Source organism: Xanthobacteraceae bacterium, from assembly GCA_019454205.1.
Taxonomy (GTDB): domain Bacteria; phylum Pseudomonadota; class Alphaproteobacteria; order Rhizobiales; family Xanthobacteraceae.
In genome coordinates this window covers 2,575,955-2,590,930 of record CP075369.1, presented here as the reverse complement: position 1 = coordinate 2,590,930, position 14,976 = coordinate 2,575,955, and the positions used below count along the sequence as shown (strand labels likewise).

At 62.0% G+C, this 14,976-nt stretch carries 15 protein-coding genes and 1 pseudogene; 8 read left to right on the top strand and 8 right to left on the bottom strand.

The window, feature by feature from the left end; genetic code table 11:
- Nucleotides 1–6: 6 nt before the first annotated feature.
- Nucleotides 7–639, top strand: a complete 633-nt coding sequence (locus tag KF794_13060; GenBank protein QYK44681.1) for an isoprenylcysteine carboxylmethyltransferase family protein — start codon at nucleotides 7–9, stop codon at nucleotides 637–639.
- Here the strand turns inward: KF794_13060 and KF794_13055 are convergent, their stop codons facing one another.
- The 4 genes from KF794_13055 to KF794_13040 all read right to left on the bottom strand — a co-directional run bounded on the left by KF794_13055 (nucleotide 640) and on the right by KF794_13040 (nucleotide 4,245).
- Nucleotides 640–1,578, bottom strand: a complete 939-nt coding sequence (locus KF794_13055; GenBank protein QYK44680.1) for a DMT family transporter — start codon at nucleotides 1,576–1,578, stop codon at nucleotides 640–642.
- Between the two features lie 104 nt (nucleotides 1,579–1,682).
- A complete protein-coding gene (locus tag KF794_13050; GenBank protein QYK44679.1) occupies nucleotides 1,683–2,459 on the bottom strand; it encodes an ABC transporter permease subunit in 777 nt (258 codons plus the stop codon).
- A complete protein-coding gene (locus KF794_13045) occupies nucleotides 2,456–3,235 on the bottom strand; it encodes an ABC transporter ATP-binding protein (GenBank protein ID QYK44678.1) in 780 nt (259 codons plus the stop codon). The genes KF794_13050 and KF794_13045 overlap by 4 nt, the downstream gene beginning before the upstream one ends.
- Nucleotides 3,232–4,245, bottom strand: a complete 1,014-nt coding sequence (locus tag KF794_13040; GenBank protein ID QYK44677.1) for an ABC transporter substrate-binding protein — start codon at nucleotides 4,243–4,245, stop codon at nucleotides 3,232–3,234. The genes KF794_13045 and KF794_13040 overlap by 4 nt, the downstream gene beginning before the upstream one ends.
- Before the next feature lie 127 nt (nucleotides 4,246–4,372).
- Here KF794_13040 and KF794_13035 point away from each other — a divergent pair, with 127 nt between their 5' ends.
- Nucleotides 4,373–5,179: a creatininase family protein gene (locus KF794_13035; GenBank protein QYK44676.1), complete on the top strand. Its 807-nt coding sequence runs from the start codon at nucleotides 4,373–4,375 to the stop codon at nucleotides 5,177–5,179.
- Nucleotides 5,180–5,191: 12 nt separating this feature from the next.
- Here KF794_13035 and KF794_13030 read toward each other — a convergent pair whose 3' ends face one another.
- The 3 genes and pseudogenes from KF794_13030 to KF794_13020 form a co-directional block, all read right to left on the bottom strand.
- The gene (locus KF794_13030; protein QYK44675.1) at nucleotides 5,192–5,557 is read right to left on the bottom strand and encodes a DUF1850 domain-containing protein; all 366 of its coding nucleotides are present in this window, start codon (nucleotides 5,555–5,557) and stop codon (nucleotides 5,192–5,194) included.
- 1,166 nt (nucleotides 5,558–6,723) lie between these two features.
- Nucleotides 6,724–8,208, bottom strand: a pseudogene (locus KF794_13025) (TRAP transporter fused permease subunit).
- 96 nt (nucleotides 8,209–8,304) lie between these two features.
- Nucleotides 8,305–9,267: a TAXI family TRAP transporter solute-binding subunit gene (locus KF794_13020; GenBank protein ID QYK44674.1), complete on the bottom strand. Its 963-nt coding sequence runs from the start codon at nucleotides 9,265–9,267 to the stop codon at nucleotides 8,305–8,307.
- A gap of 200 nt (nucleotides 9,268–9,467) precedes the next feature.
- On the opposite strand from KF794_13020, the gene KF794_13015 reads away from it, so the two are divergent.
- Genes KF794_13015 through KF794_12990 form a run of 6 tightly spaced genes read left to right on the top strand, consistent with a single transcriptional unit; the run spans nucleotide 9,468 to nucleotide 13,459 of the window.
- On the top strand, nucleotides 9,468–9,617 hold the full coding sequence (locus KF794_13015) for a hypothetical protein (protein ID QYK44673.1): 150 nt from the start codon (nucleotides 9,468–9,470) through the stop codon (nucleotides 9,615–9,617).
- Nucleotides 9,618–9,629: 12 nt separating this feature from the next.
- Nucleotides 9,630–10,370 (top strand): ABC transporter ATP-binding protein, encoded by a 741-nt coding sequence (locus tag KF794_13010; GenBank protein ID QYK44672.1) that lies wholly within the window; start codon nucleotides 9,630–9,632, stop codon nucleotides 10,368–10,370.
- Nucleotides 10,371–10,388: 18 nt separating this feature from the next.
- Nucleotides 10,389–11,255: a metal ABC transporter permease gene (locus KF794_13005; protein ID QYK44671.1), complete on the top strand. Its 867-nt coding sequence runs from the start codon at nucleotides 10,389–10,391 to the stop codon at nucleotides 11,253–11,255.
- A gap of 46 nt (nucleotides 11,256–11,301) precedes the next feature.
- Complete coding sequence (locus KF794_13000) at nucleotides 11,302–12,264, top strand: GTP-binding protein (protein ID QYK44670.1); 963 nt, start codon at nucleotides 11,302–11,304, stop codon at nucleotides 12,262–12,264.
- A gap of 37 nt (nucleotides 12,265–12,301) precedes the next feature.
- Nucleotides 12,302–12,439: a hypothetical protein gene (locus tag KF794_12995; GenBank protein QYK44669.1), complete on the top strand. Its 138-nt coding sequence runs from the start codon at nucleotides 12,302–12,304 to the stop codon at nucleotides 12,437–12,439.
- Nucleotides 12,440–12,466: 27 nt separating this feature from the next.
- Nucleotides 12,467–13,459: a WD40 repeat domain-containing protein gene (locus tag KF794_12990; protein QYK44668.1), complete on the top strand. Its 993-nt coding sequence runs from the start codon at nucleotides 12,467–12,469 to the stop codon at nucleotides 13,457–13,459.
- A gap of 39 nt (nucleotides 13,460–13,498) precedes the next feature.
- On the opposite strand, the gene KF794_12985 is transcribed toward KF794_12990, so the two are convergent.
- Nucleotides 13,499–14,929, bottom strand: coding sequence for a homospermidine synthase (locus tag KF794_12985; protein ID QYK44667.1), 1,431 nt, complete (start codon nucleotides 14,927–14,929; stop codon nucleotides 13,499–13,501).
- Nucleotides 14,930–14,976: the final 47 nt, after the last annotated feature.

The following is a 14,976-nucleotide window of genomic DNA, read 5'->3' as shown; positions in this document are numbered from 1 at the left end:
GCGATCATGAATTCCCGGCAAAGCGTCTCCGTAAACCTAACCGCGGTGCAGGCGGTCCGTAAAGCGGTTCTGCTGGTTGCGATCCTGCTCGGTGCGGCTTTTGTCGTGGTTGGCGACTCGCGCTGGGCGAGCGGTACACTTGCGCACGAATCCATCGAGTGGTTCGGACTGATCCTGATCGTCGTTTGCATTCTCGGAAGGACGCTTTGCACGCTCTATATCGGCGGACGAAAGATCGAGTCCCTCGTGCAGATCGGGCCGTATTCGGTTTCGCGCAACCCGCTCTACTTTTTCTCCATCCTCGGTGCGATTGGCGCGGGCGCGCAACTCGGCAGTCTGGTGCTGGCGTTCGCGACCGGTTTCGTGGTGTGGCTGATTTTCCTGATTGTCATTTTCAAGGAAGAGCAGGTTTTGACGGAGCGCTTCGGGGCGGCCTACGCGGACTATCTGGCGCAGGTGCCGCGGTTGTTCCCGCGCATGACGCTCTGGAAGGATGTCGAGAAGATCGAGGTCAACCCGCGGCTGGTGCGCATGACGGCGCTCGATGCCAGCGTGTTCCTGCTTTCCGTTCCGCTCGCCGAAGGCTTCGAATATCTGCACGATGCCGGCATTCTGCCGACATGGTTCATTTTGCCCTGATTATTTCTCGACGTTCGCTTCCAGCGATTCTTCCGCCTTCATCTTCTTCTCGCGGTAGAGCAGGTAGAGGCCCGACGCGATCACGATCAGCGCGCCCGCGACGGTCCATGTCGTCGGCAGATGGCCGAATACGGCGAAGCTCGTGATCGAAACCCAGATGATCTGGAAATAGATGAATGGCGCCAGCACGCCTGCGGGCGCGAAGCGGTGCGCGATGATGAGAAAAGTATGGCCGACGAGGCCGAACAGGCCGACCAGCACCATGCCGCCGATGACGAGCGGCTCGGTCGGTGTTTGCCAGATCCACGGTAGCGGGATTGACGCCACGATCACGCCGACCAGTGCCGAGTAGGTGATGGTGGTCTGCGTCGAGTCGTAGGGCGCGAGCGAGCGCGTCGATATGTTGTAGAGCGCATAGCAGCACGCGCCTGCGAGCGAGAGGAACGCGGTCGGATGCAGCGCGCCGGTGCCGGGGCGGATCACGACCAGCGCGCCCGCGAAGCCGACCAGAATCGCGAGCCAGCGCCGCCAGCCGATCCACTCGCCGAGCAGTGGCCCCGCAAACAATGCGATGAAGAACGGCGTCGTGAACATGATCGCCGTGGTTTCGTCGAGTTGCAGGTAGTTCAGCGCGATGAAGTTGATCGCGGTCGAAAGAAACAGAAGCGCGGAGCGCCCGATTTGCAGCCACGGGCGTTGCGTCGCGAACAAGCCCTTCACCGTCCACGGATTGACGAAGATGAAGCCGATCACGAAATGGCTCATGTAGCGCGCCCACACGCCTTGCAGCGTCGGAATGTGGTTGTTCAGCCACTTCGCCGTGGTGTCGAGCAGCGCGAAACAGAACAGCGCCGCGCACATCATCGCAATGCCGATCAGCCGCGCGCGCGCATCGCCTTGCGCGGGTAGTTCGCGCAACGGGCGCGACGGGGGTTTCATGAGGTCTTCCCTGAAATCGGCGCGACTGTAGCGAAGCTGCCTGTCACGAACGAGGGCGGCTTTTGCATGGCTCATGGCGCAGGCTTGTGCGGCCCGCAACCCGGTCAGGTGGTTTCGCGCGACTCCGAAGGATGCCAGCGGCGCAACGCCAGATTTTGCAGCCATGAGAACAGCGCGAAGATCGCAACACCCGCAAGCGCCAGCAGAAGCAGGGCGGCGTACATCCGCGGGATGTTCACGCGGTGGCCTGCTTCCATGATCCGCCAGGCGAGACCGGAACCGGCTCCCGCGCTGCCCGCCGCGATCTCGCCGACTACGGCGCCAACCAGCGCCAGCCCGCCCGCAATGCGCAGGCTGCCGAAGATATGCGGGAGCGCGGCCGGCAGCCGAAGCCAGAGTATTTCTTTCCATGACGGTGCGTCATAGAGCGCGAACAGATCGCGTAATTGCCTGTCGGCAGAGGCGAGGCCGAGCGCGGTATTCGAGAGCACCGGAAAGAAAGCGACCAGCGCGGCGCAGGCGAGCACAGCGTTGTCCGGCTCCATGTAAACGATGAGCAGCGGGGCAATCGCAATCACCGGGGTCACTTGCAGGATCACCGCCAGCGGAAACAGCGCAAGCTCCGCACAGCGCGACAGCGAGAACAGGATCGCGAGTGCGATTCCGGCAGCGGCTGCAATCGCGAGCGCAAGGAAAGCGATGCGCAATGTGACCAGCAGGGAATTGAAAAGCAGCGACGCGTCATCGGCCATCGTGCGCAGGATCAGCGATGGCGAGGGCAAGGCCTGCGGCGGAATGCCGAAGGCGCGCACCGAGATTTCCCACAGCACCAGCAGGGCCAGCAGCGTACCGAGCGGGATCGCGATGTTGCGCGCGCTCATGCGGCGCTCCGCATGGCTTTTGCGAGCGAAGCGGAAAGCTTGCGCGCGCGCGCGGTGAATTCGGGGGAAGCGCGGAAGTCGCCTCGCGCTTTAGGCGGAGCGAACTCGTATTCGTCCGTCACCCGCCCAGGACGAGGCGAGAACACCAGCGTGCGGGTGGAGAGGAAAGCCGCTTCGTAGACTGAATGGGTCACGAAGACGATGGTACATTCCAGTTTCCGCCACAGCGCCAGCAGTTCGTCGTTGAAGCGAAAGCGCGTCACTTCGTCGAGGGCGGCGAATGGTTCGTCCATCAATAGCAACCTTGGCCGGACGATCAGCGCGCGGGCGATGGAGGCGCGCATCTTCATGCCGCCGGAAAGTTCGTGCGGATATGCGTTCTCGAAGCCGCGAAGCCCGGCGAGATGCAAGGCTTCCTGCACGCGCGCATCGCGTTCCTGCGTGTCGTCGAGCAGGCGGAGCGGCAGCGCTGCGTTCTCGGCGACGGTCGCCCATGGCATCAGCGCCGCTTCCTGAAACACGAAGCCGGTTTCGCGCGGGCGCTCGCCGCCGCGCCAGACAATTTCTCCGGCAGATGGCGGAATAATCCCTGCGATCAGGCGAAGCAGCGTGGTCTTTCCGCAGCCGGACGCGCCGAGTAGCGAGAGGAGCTCGCCCCCGTGCAATTCGAGATCGACGCCTTTAAGCGCCGCGGTGCCGTTTTCGTAGATCTTGGAAAGATTGCGAAGTGCCGCGAGCGGCGCAGGCGTCGCGCGAGCTTTTTTTCTTGCGGTCATTTTGCGCGGTAGAAATCGACGCCGAACTTGCGGTTCACGAAAGTCGTGTCGAAGCTCCTGCGCCAGTCGATGCCGGGCTTCACCACGCCGGCCTTGACCATTTTCTCGAAGAAACTTTTTACCCGCGCCTCGTTGATCGCGCCGATGCCGAGGTTCAGCGAGTCGCCGGAATCGACGATGCCGTATTCCTTCATCTTCTGCGTCGAGAACTCGATGATGGCGTCGGTCATTTCCGGGTTGTGCTTCTTGATCAGCGCGTTCGCGGCGCGGTTGTCGCTGTAGAGGTAATTATACCATCCGGCGATGGAGGCTTCCACGAAGCGGGCGATAACGTCGGGCTTGTCGCGCAGCAGCTCGCGGCGTGTTTCCAGCGTGGTGGCGTAGCCGTCGAAGCCGTGGTCGGCGAGCAGGAAAACCTTCGGCTTAAAGCCGCCCGCCTGCTCGATCACGAACGGCTCGGACGTGACGTAGCCTTGCAGCGCGAAGTTCTTGTTGGCGAGAAAGGGCTGCGGATTGAAAGTATAGGGACGGGCCTGTTCGTCGCGGAAGCCATGCTCGGATTTCAGCCAACGGAACGAGGTCACCATCGCGTTCGCGCCGAGCAGCAGGTTCACTTTGCGTAGGTCCTCGAACTTCTCGATGCCGGTGCCGGGATGCGCGAGAATCGCAATCGGATCGCGCTGCATGATCGCGGCGACCATCACGGTCGGAATATTCTGGTCTACCGCGTCGAATGCCTGCAGCATGTTCGCGGAGATGTAGAAGTCGAGACGGCCGGTCGTCAGCAGGATGCGGTTGTTGATCTGCGGGCCGCCCGGAACGATCTCGACGTCGAGGCCGTACTTCGCGTAGGTGCCGTCGGCGAGCGCCTGATAGAAGCCGCCGTGCTCGGCTTCGGCGACCCAGTTGGTGCCGAAGCGAATCTTGTCGGCCGCCGTGGCAGGCGTGGAGAGAGCGGTGGCGGCCAGCGCAGCGGCCAGCAGAATCTTCTTCACAAATAGGCCCCTCATGTCCGCTTCCGCATAGGCGATCGTAACGTTAATGCCAACGTCAAGAATTGAGCGCTCGCCCGCGTGCCTTGCCTCCGCCTTCGGCGCTCAATAGGTTGCGGCGAACCAACGCGGACCTCGCCATATTATGAATCCGAAACGCTTCTGGGCCGACATGGCATGGCCGGATTTCCGGAATGGAAACCCGGCGTCGTGGATTGCCGTGGTGCCGGTCGCGGCGATCGAGCAGCACGGACCGCACCTGCCGGTCAACGTCGATACGGCCATCGCGGAAGGCTACCTCGCGCGCGTCTACGGGCTGCTTCCCGCAAGCCTGCCGGTGACGTTCCTGCCGGTGCAGCAGATCGGCAAATCCGACGAGCATCGCGATTTCCCCGGCACGCTGACGTTCAGCTGGGAGACGATCACGCGCGCGTGGATTGAGCTTGGCGAAAGCATCCATCGCGCAGGCGTGCGCAAGGTGGTGTTCGTCAATTCGCACGGCGGCAATTCTTCGGTGCTGAATCTCGTGATCGGGGAATTGCGCGAGAAGTTCGGGATGATGGCGGTGACGACGCACTGGCACCGCTTCGGCTATCCCGCCGGGCTGTTCGACGAACAGGAGCGCATCCACGGCATCCACGGCGGCGAGATCGAGACTTCGCTGATGCTCGCCTTTGCGCCGGAGGCGGTGCGTATGGATCAGCTCGACAACTTCGTGCCCGCGACGGTCGCGATGGAGAAAGAGTTCAAATACCTGCGCGCGGTTACCCCGGCCGGCTTCGGCTGGATGACACAGGATTTGCAGGAAGCAGGCGCGCTCGGCAACGCGAAGGCCGCGACCAGAGAAAAGGGCGAGAAAGCCGCCGATCACGGCGCGAAGGCTTTCATTGCCCTGCTCGAAGACGTGCATCGCTTCGATCTGGCACGGCTGAAGAAAGGCCCGCTCGGTTAAGCTAGGTACGCCTTAATCGCACAACGAGAGCGTTACCGGGTCGGCGTTCGCGGGCAGCAGTTCGCTCATCGGCTTGCAGGTTCCATACTGACAGACGTTCCAGTCCGCAGTCGCGCCGGAGCGGCGCAACACAACCTGCTTCTGCGGGGCGAGGTGCGGGCGATAGCGGTAGAACTTGCCTTTCAGCTTCGCTCCTTCGGGGATTTCCATTCCCGCGCCAGTGCCCTGCACGCGCGATTCAATGATCGCGATGCCGGCGGGATGCACGCGCCAGTCTTCTTCCCATCGCACTTTCTCGACGGAATGCGTCCAGGACAAAGTAATGGCGGCGGCGAGTTTTACGGCTACGCCGCCGCCAGCAATGCAGATCGAACTCATGCGGTCTTCGTTTGTGGCGCGGGCGTACGCATATATTTCCAGTAATGATAGACGACGAAGGCGATGCCGAGTGCCCACCCGATCTCGTCGGTCAGGGGGATCGCCGCGGCGAGTAATGCCGCCGCAACGAACGTCCACGCCCGTTCAAGGATTGAAACCGGCCCGCGCAGATAGCCGACCGCGGTTACGCACCATAGCAACATCGCGAACACGGCTTTGGTCGTGATGTAAGCGACGCCGATCCAGTACGGCCAGCCTGTTACCAGATTGCCCGCGGAATCCATGACCGGTTGCAGCATCAGCGACGGATCGTAAACCGCCATGTAGGGCACGATGAAGCCGGGCAACGCGATCAACACGGCTTTATAAGCGACCTGAAAGCCACTGACGCGCGCCATCGGTGCCGCGGCGAATGCGGCGAGTGCGACCGGCGGCGTGAGGTCCGCCATGATGCCGAAATAGAACACGAACATATGCGAGACGATCAGCGGTATGCCGAGCTTGAGCAAAATCGGCGCGGCCAGCGACGACGTGATGATGTAGTTCGGGATCGTCGGGATGCCCATGCCGAGCAGCAGGCTGAACAGCATGGTCAGCACCAGTGCGAGGAACAGGCTGTCCTTGCCGATTCCGATAACGTGCGTGCCGACAATGGTGCCGAGGCCAGTCAGCGTCATGGTGCCGACCACGATGCCGACGATGGCGCAGGCCAGACCGACGGATAGTGCTTGCCGTGCGCCGTCCGCGAGCGCGTCGCGGCATTCCAGCAAGGCCTGACGGCCTCTCGCGTAGAACGCGCTCCAGATGGCGACCACGACCACGATGGCGAGCGCAAACACGACTTCGCGTTCGAGTGCGATGGCGGTTAGCAGGCCAAGCGCGATCCAGTAGACGATACGCGCCGCGTTGTCGTTACGCTGGTTCGCGCGTGACAGACCGCGAAGCACGAACAGGAACAGCGCTATCGCAAGGCCGGTGCGCAATACCTCGACGATCGTGCGCCAGACCGGGCTTTCGCGCAGGAACTGAAGCGGCGCAAAAACGCCATCGGCGCCGGTCGCGAAGCTGCCGCTCGTCCACAGCGCATGCGCGCATACGGCTGTGCCGATGATCAGGACGCCGAGCTTGATCGGAATATTCCACGACTCTTCCGCCACGGGCTTCGCGAGAATAAGGAGTGCCGTCAGCGCAAGGCCTACAGCGCCGGCAAACAGCGGCGTGTAACCGGTGAACAACAATACGACGAGGACGACGAGCGGCAGGATCAGGAACCAGCTCTTTTTCGTTTCCTCCCACGCATTCGGAAGTTCGTTGCCGGGAAGGCCTTTCAACCCGCGCTTTCCAGACTCGAGGTGCACCGAGAGGTAGCTCGCCCCGAAATAGAGAAGCGCGGGAATGATCGCCGCCTGCACGATGTCCGCATAGGGACGGTCGATGGTCTCGGCCATGATGAAGGCGACCGCGCCCATCACCGGCGGCATGATCTGGCCGCCCATCGAGGAGGTCGCTTCGACGCCGCCCGCATAGGCTGCGGGAAAACCGAAGCGCTTCATCAGCGGAATCGTGAATTGTCCGGAGGCGACGACGTTCGCGATGCCGGAGCCGGATACGGTGCCCATCAGCGCCGACGACGCGATGCAAACCTTGCCCGGACCGCCTTGCGAGCGGCCGAACGCAGCCATCGAGATGTCGTTGAAATAATTGATGACGCCGGCGCGCTCCATGAAGGAGCCGAACAGAATGAACAAGAAAATGTAGGTCGCCGAGATGCCGGTCGGCGTGCCGTAAATGCCGCCGACGCCGAACGACATATGTTCGATGACGTCGTGGACGGAGTAGCCGCGATGGTTGAGGGGTGCCGGCAGCCAGTGGCCGAGCAGGGTATAGAGGAGGAACACGCCGGTGACGATGACGATCGCCGTTCCCATCACGCGCTGCACGAGGATGAACAGGATCGCCAGCGCGGCGATGCCGACGGCCACGTCGATCTCGGTGAGGAAGCCGGAGCGCTGCACCAGATCGTAATAAAGGCGCCAGTGATACAGGCCGATCAGGAAGGCGGCGATGCCCATTGCCCAGACCGCGAGCTTCATCGCCTTGTTCTGGATCGGGTTCGCGATCATCGCCGCGGCGAGTAGCGAGAGAAATCCGACGTGAACGGCGCGGACTACCTCGGTCGGTAGTCCTCCGGGATAGCGCGCGACCAGTTCGACCGCGCCAAACACGGCCAGAAAACCTGCGGCGAGTCCGAAGCTGAGCTGCTGTTTGATGGCGTACGACAGCAGCCATCCGAGCCATATCAACAGGCAGACACGGATCAGGAACAGGATGTCCACTGAGAGTGTCGCGAATCCGAAGTTTATTTTCGCAAGGGAGGGCAACAGGGGCTTGTCGAGTGGAATTCCGAAAGAGGTGACGATCTGAAACACCGAGAAGGCAATCGCAATACAGAACACGATGATGCCGGTGCGGCCATTGCCCCAGGAAAGATCGAGATGTCCTGCAACGTCGTCGACGACCGTTGTCGTCGTGGGTACGTTCGCTGAGGAGTATTTCGGCGCTGCGCCAGCAACGGCAGCGGCCGGCTCGTCATCTTTCCGGCTTTTTCGGCGTTTTGCCGTAGAGGCAGTTGTTTTTTTCTGCTTGGCCATTTCGTCCCCCAACGCAGCGCTTTATTCGCAAAATTTACGCGCGCTCCAAAAAGCAAAACGGCCCGCGTTTTCACGCGGGCCGCATCGCTTGGCTCGTTACGAGCCTACGCCTTTTTCCTTGTAGTACTTGAGCGCACCCGGATGGATCGGCACCGGCGGCGCCTTCGGCGCGTTCTGCAGCGAAATCGCCTTTGCTGCTGCATGTGCGGCGACGAGTTCCGGCAGGTTGTCGAAGATCGCCTTCGTCATTTCGTAGACGGTCTGCTCGGAGAGATCGGCACGGGTGACCAGATAGTTCTGGACCAGCGCGGCGTTCACGTTCGCGGTCTGGCCCTGATAGGTGCCTGCCGGAATGATGCCGACCTGGAACGGCGATCCGGCTTTCTTGACCACGTCTTCCGGGATTTCGACGATCACGATTTCGACCGAGTTCGCGAGATCCTTGATCGAGGCGACGCCGAGGCCCGCCGACTGCAAGGTCGCATCGAGCTGGCGGTTCTTGATGAGTTCGACCGACTCGGCGAACGGCAAGTATTCGACCTTCGCGAGGTTTTCATACTTGATGCCGGCCGCCGCGAGGATTGCGCGTGCGTTCAACTCGGTGCCCGACTTCGGTGCACCGACCGAGAGACGCTTGCCCTTGAGATCGGCGAGCGTCTTGATGCCGCTTTCCTTGGACGCGACGATCTGGATGTAGTTCGGATAGATCGCGCCGATCACGCGAAGCTTGTCGAGCTTCTGGCGGAAGCCGGCGTCGGCATTTCCTTCCCATCCCTGCGCCAGCGAGTCGCCGAGCGTGAAAGCGATTTCGCCCTTGTTGGCCTGCAGAAGATTCAGATTTTCGACCGAAGCCTTGGTGGCCTGCACCGACGGGCGCGAACTCTTCATTTTGTCAGTGAGAATTTTGGAGATCGCCACACCGAGCGGGTAATAAACGCCCGCCGTGCCGCCGGTGAGTACGTTGATGAATTCCTGCGCGCGCACCGATGCCGGTGCCGCGGCTACCGAGAGCGCTGCGGCGGCAACCGCAATGCGCGCAAATTTCCGTCCGAAAATCATTCCGAAATCTCCCGTAGGGTTATATTTCCCGGCCGCTTGCGACCGCCGGGTTCGAGGTTTCCATTACCGGGAATGCCCCGGAATGGCGAGCAAAAATATACCCGAACGCATCGTGCAAACTACTCCGATGCAGCGTCCGCGCTGTTTGCGGCAACGCATGAAAGCGATATAGTATAACAATATCGCCGGGTCAGGTTCCGATGCACACGCCGCATATTCATGTCCATGAGGCGCGGAAATCCGCGGCTGCCGGTGCTTCTCTCCTGCGGATGTCGGCGCTGGGCCGTATCGCGATTGCAGCGGGACTGTCGGCGATTATCTGGCTGCTCGTTTATTTTGCAGCGACCTGAACGGAAGCATCCATGGCAGCAGCTCTCATCTTCAAGGATCTGACCCTCGGCTACGACCGGCATCCCGCGGTGCATCATCTGCGCGGCGAAGTCGCGGAGGGATCGCTGCTCGCCATCGTCGGTCCGAACGGTGCAGGCAAATCCACGCTGCTCAAAGGAATTGCAGGTGTGTTGCATCCCATCGGCGGCGGCATCGCACGTAACGGATTTTCCGCGCAGGAGATCGCTTATCTTCCGCAGATCGCGGAGATCGACCGCAGCTTTCCGATCTCGGTTTACGATCTGGTCGCGATGGGGTTGTGGCATCGCGCGGGATTGCTCGGCGGCATCGGGCGCGCAGACCGCGAGCGCATCGCGGCCGCGATTGCGGCGGTCGGTCTCGAAGGTTTCGAGGCGCGTCCTATCGGTACGCTTTCAGGCGGGCAGATGCAGCGCGCTTTGTTTGCGCGGCTTTTGTTGCAGGATGCGCGCGTGGTACTGCTCGACGAACCGTTCTCTTCGCTGGACGCAAAGACGGTTTCCGACCTGCTCGAAATCGTCCGGCACTGGCATGAAGAGAAACGCACGGTGATCGCGGTGCTGCACGATCTCGATCTCGTGCGCGCGAACTTTCCGGAGTCGCTGCTGCTCGCGCGCGAGCCGGTCGCGTGGGGCAAAACCGGAGAAGTGCTGTCGCAGGACAATCTCCTGAAGGCGCGTCATATGTCGGAGGCTTTCGACGATCACGCGGACATCTGCCGCGACGCGGCCTGAGCGAAGGCCTGATTACGCATGTACGAATTTCTGATTGCGCCCTTCGCCGACAACGAGTTCATGCGGCGCGCGCTCACCGGCATCGTCATTCTTTCTTTCGGCGCGGCGCCGATCGGCATTTTCCTGATGCTGCGGCGGATGTCGCTCGCAGGCGACGTGATGGCGCACGCCATTCTTCCCGGCGCGGCGCTCGGATTTCTCGCAGCCGGTCTCGATTTGTTTGCGATGACGGCTGGCGGTCTGGCTGCCGGTGTTGCGGTGGCAATCGGCGCGGGCGTGGTCGCGCGCTTCACGCTGCTGAAAGAGGACGCTTCGCTCGCGGCGTTCTATCTGATCTCGCTCGCGCTCGGCGTCACGCTGATTTCGCTGAAAGGATCGAACGTCGATCTGTTCCGTTTCCTGTTCGGCTCCGTGCTGGCGCTGGACAATCGTACGTTGGTGACGATCGCAGCGTTCACGACGGTCACGCTGTTCGCGCTGGCGCTGATATGGCGGCCGCTGGTGCTGGAATGTGTCGATCCCGGTTTCCTGCGCTCGGTCAGCGGGGCGGGCGGGTTCGTACACATTCTCTTTCTCATTCTGGTCGTGCTGAATCTGGTCGCGGCATTCCATGCGCTCGGCACGCTGCTTGCGGTCGGCATCATGATGCTGCCCGCCGCGGCCGCACGGTTCTGGACCAACGACATCACGCGCATGACCCTTCTTTCGGTTACGGCGGGTATTGTGTCCGGCGCGGCGGGACTGCTGCTTTCGTATCACTCGTCAATTCCGGCTGGGCCTGCCGTGATTTTATGCGCTGGCCTGCTGTACGCGATTTCCGTGCTGTTCGGGCCGTCCGGCGGCTTGCGCAAGCGGCTTTCGCCGGGGCGGCATCTCGAGGCTTGAGCGGGCTGACCGCGCGACCTATATCCGGCGCAACCCCGGAGTTCCCATGTCCGATAAAATCCCCGTCACGGTGCTGACCGGCTATCTCGGCGCCGGCAAGACCACGCTTCTCAACCGCATCCTGTCCGAACCGCACGGCAAGAAATACGCGGTGATCGTCAATGAGTTCGGCGAGATCGGAATCGACAACGATCTCGTGGTCGGCGCGGACGAGGAAGTGTTCGAGATGAACAACGGCTGCGTGTGCTGCACCGTGCGCGGCGATCTCATCCGCATCATCGACGGGCTGCTCCGGCGCAAAGGGCAGTTCGACGGAATCCTGGTCGAGACCACGGGCCTCGCCGATCCGGCGCCGGTCGCGCAGACTTTCTTCGCGGACGAAACGGTCGGCAAGAAAACCTCGCTCGACGCGGTGGTGACGGTGGCCGATGCGAAGTGGCTCAAAGACCGCCTGAAAGATGCGCCGGAAGCCAAGAACCAGATCGCGTTCGCCGACGTCATCGTGCTGAACAAGATCGATCTGGTGACGTCGGAAGAACTGAAAGACGTGGAATTGCGCATCCGTGCCATCAACCCGTTCGCGAAGGTCCACAAGACCTCGCGCAGCGCCGTGCCGCTGGATGCGGTGCTGTCGCAGGGCGCGTTCGATCTCGACCGCATTCTCGCGATCGAACCGCAGTTTCTGGAGGCAGGACATCATCATCATCACGACGAGGACGTGCAGTCTTTCTCGTTCGCGACCGACAAACCGCTCGACCCCGACAAGTTCTTCCGCTGGATCGATCTCGTCAGCCAGCGCGACGGCCTCAACCTCCTGCGCGCGAAGGGCATCCTGTCGTTCAAGGACGACGACGAGCGCTATGTGATGCAGGGCGTACACATGATGTTCGAGGGCGATCACCAGCGTGATTGGCGCGCGGACGAAAAGCGCGAGAGCCGCATGGTGTTCATCGGCCGCGAGTTGAACGAGAAAGCGCTGCGCGAGGGCTTCGAGGCCTGCATTGCCTGAGATTGGCGCGCTATCGGCGAAGGGTTATAAGTGCGGTATGAAAAAGCGTCTCTCGATCCTGCTCGCGATCTGCGGCCTCGGCCTCGCGGTTTCCGCCTGCGACAAGTGCGGCAACTGGTGGAAGCCGGGCTTCAGCGGCCCGAATATCTGCCAGCCCGACCAGCCGGTGCGCTGACGCGCGCCCGCGTTACGTTTCCTTCCAATGGACTCCGTCGAAATCAAATCCGTCGCCGAACTGGTGAAGCCGGTCGAAATCGGCGCGCATGTGGTTGCGGCCGTTTTTCTCCGCGGCGAGGCGGCGTTCGCGACCGGCACGGGCGAAATCGTATTCGCGAACGGCAAGCGGGTTAAGGCGCATGAGAACGGCGGCATCCTCGAAGCGGTGAGCGACGGCGAGCGCATCGTCACCGCAGGAGATGACGGGCGTCTCGTTGAAACCTTCGCCAACGGCGTTACGCACACGATTGCCGAAGTCCAGAACAAGTGGATCGACCATGTCGCGCTCGGACCGGACGACGCGGTGGCGTGGTCCGCGGGCAAGATCGCGTTCGTTCGCACGAAGAAAGGAGAACGTTCTGTCGAAGTAGCGAATACGGTCGGCGGGCTTGCCTTCGCGCCGAAAGGATTTCGCCTCGCGATCTCGCACTACAATGGCGTGTCACTCTGGTTTCCCAATTCCGAAGCGAAGCCGGATTTCCTCGAATGGAAAGGCTCGCACCTTTGCGTGCGCTGGAGCGCTGACGGCAATTTCCTCGTCACCACGATGCAGGAACCGGCGCTGCACGGCTGGCGGCTGCCCGACAAGAAGCACATGCGCATGACCGGCTATCCGTCGCGCATCCGTTCGACGTCGTTCAGCCACGACGGCAAGTGGCTTGCCACTTCCGGCGCGGACACGGTGGTGATGTGGCCGTTCGGATCGAAGGACGGCCCGATGGGCAAGAATCCCCACATGCTCGCCGCCGCGCGCCGCGAACAGCGCGTGAGCTGCGTTGCGTGCAATCCGGGCGGGCCGGTGGTTGCGATTGGTTACACGGACGGTTCGGTGAAGATCGCGCGCATCGAGGATGGTGCGGAAATCGTGGTGCGCGGGCCGGAAGGCGGCGAGGTGACGACGCTCGCATGGTCGCCGGGGCCGAAGGGCAACCTCGCGTTCGGCACGGATGAAGGCAAAGCGGGCATTCTCGTCCTCTGAAACAAATCGCCCCGCTGTTTTTCAGCGGGGCGATGTTCTTTAGCGCACCAGAATATTCCGGAACTGCCAGGGATCGGACTCGTCGATGTCTTCCTTGAAGAGGACATTTCGGTTGTCGAGCGGTGTCCACTCCGTATAGGTGCCGATCACCGGGCCGAGATACTGCGACTGCACTTCAAGGCAGCGCTTGAAGTCCATTTCGTCGGCTTCGACGATACCGCGATCCGGATTCTCGATGGCCCAGACCATGCCGGCAAGCACGGCAGACGATACCTGCAAGCCGGTCGCGTTCTGGTAGGGCGCAATCTCGCGCGTCTCCTCGATCGAGAGCTGCGAACCGTACCAGTAGGCGTTGTTCTTGTGGCCGTAGAGCAGCACGCCGAGTTCGTCGATGCCGTCCTCGATCTCGTTCTCGTCGAGGATCATCCAGTCTTCCTGGAATTTGCCGCCCGCGCCGAACATTTCGTGCAACGAGAGCACGGCGTCGTTCGCCGGGTGATAGGCATAATGGCAGGTCGGGCGATAGGTGACCTTACCGCCGTCGCGCACGGTGAAGTAGTCGGCAATCGAGATCGCCTCGTTGTGCGTGACAAGGAAACCGTATTGCGGTCCCGGCGTCGGGCACCATGAGCGCACGCGCGTGTTCGCGCCCGGCTGCTTCAGATAAACCGCCGCGCCGCAACCCTTCGTGTGCTTGCCGATATTGTCCGGTTCCCATTTCTCGTGCGTGCCCCAGCCAAGTTCGGCGGGTTGCAGGCCTTCCGAGACGAAGCCTTCCACCGACCAGGTGTTGACGAATTTGTTCATCGGCTTCGGTTTCTTCGAGCGCTGCGTATCGCGCTCGGCGATATGGATGCCTTTGATGCCGGCCTTCTGCATCAGGCGCGCCCAGCCGTCCTTGTCCTTCGGCACGTCGCTGCCGAGGCCGAGGTCGGCGGCGATGTTCAAAAGCGCCTGCTTCACGAACCACGACACCATGCCGGGGTTCGCGCCGCAGCAGTTCACCGCCGTGACGCCGGGACCAAGCTTGCGGCGCGCGTCAAGGACGGCTTCGCGCAGCGCATAGTTGGTGCGGTCGGAAGTCGCCATCTTGTCGTCGAAGTAGAAGCCCTTCCACGGCTCGGCGACCGTATCGACATAGTGAGCGTTCAACTCGCGGCAGAGCTCCATGATCGCGACCGACGACACATCGACCGAGAGGTTCACGCAGAAGCCGCGGCCACCGCCCGCGGTGAGCAGGGGCGTCAGCAATGTCTTGTGGTTTTCGCGCGTGACCGCTTCCTTGATGAAGCGGATGCCGCGGTCGTCCAGCAGCTTGCGGTCGTCATCGACCGGGTCGATCACGACGAGGCGCTTCTTGTCGAATTCGAAGTGGCGTTCGAGTAGCGGCAGCATACCGCGCCCGATCGAGCCGAAGCCGATCATCACGATGGGTCCGTCGATCTTGTGGTAGACTTGCCACTTGCTCATTCACACCTCCGTCTTTCTTCTCTGGAATTCTGTTTAGCGGCTTGATC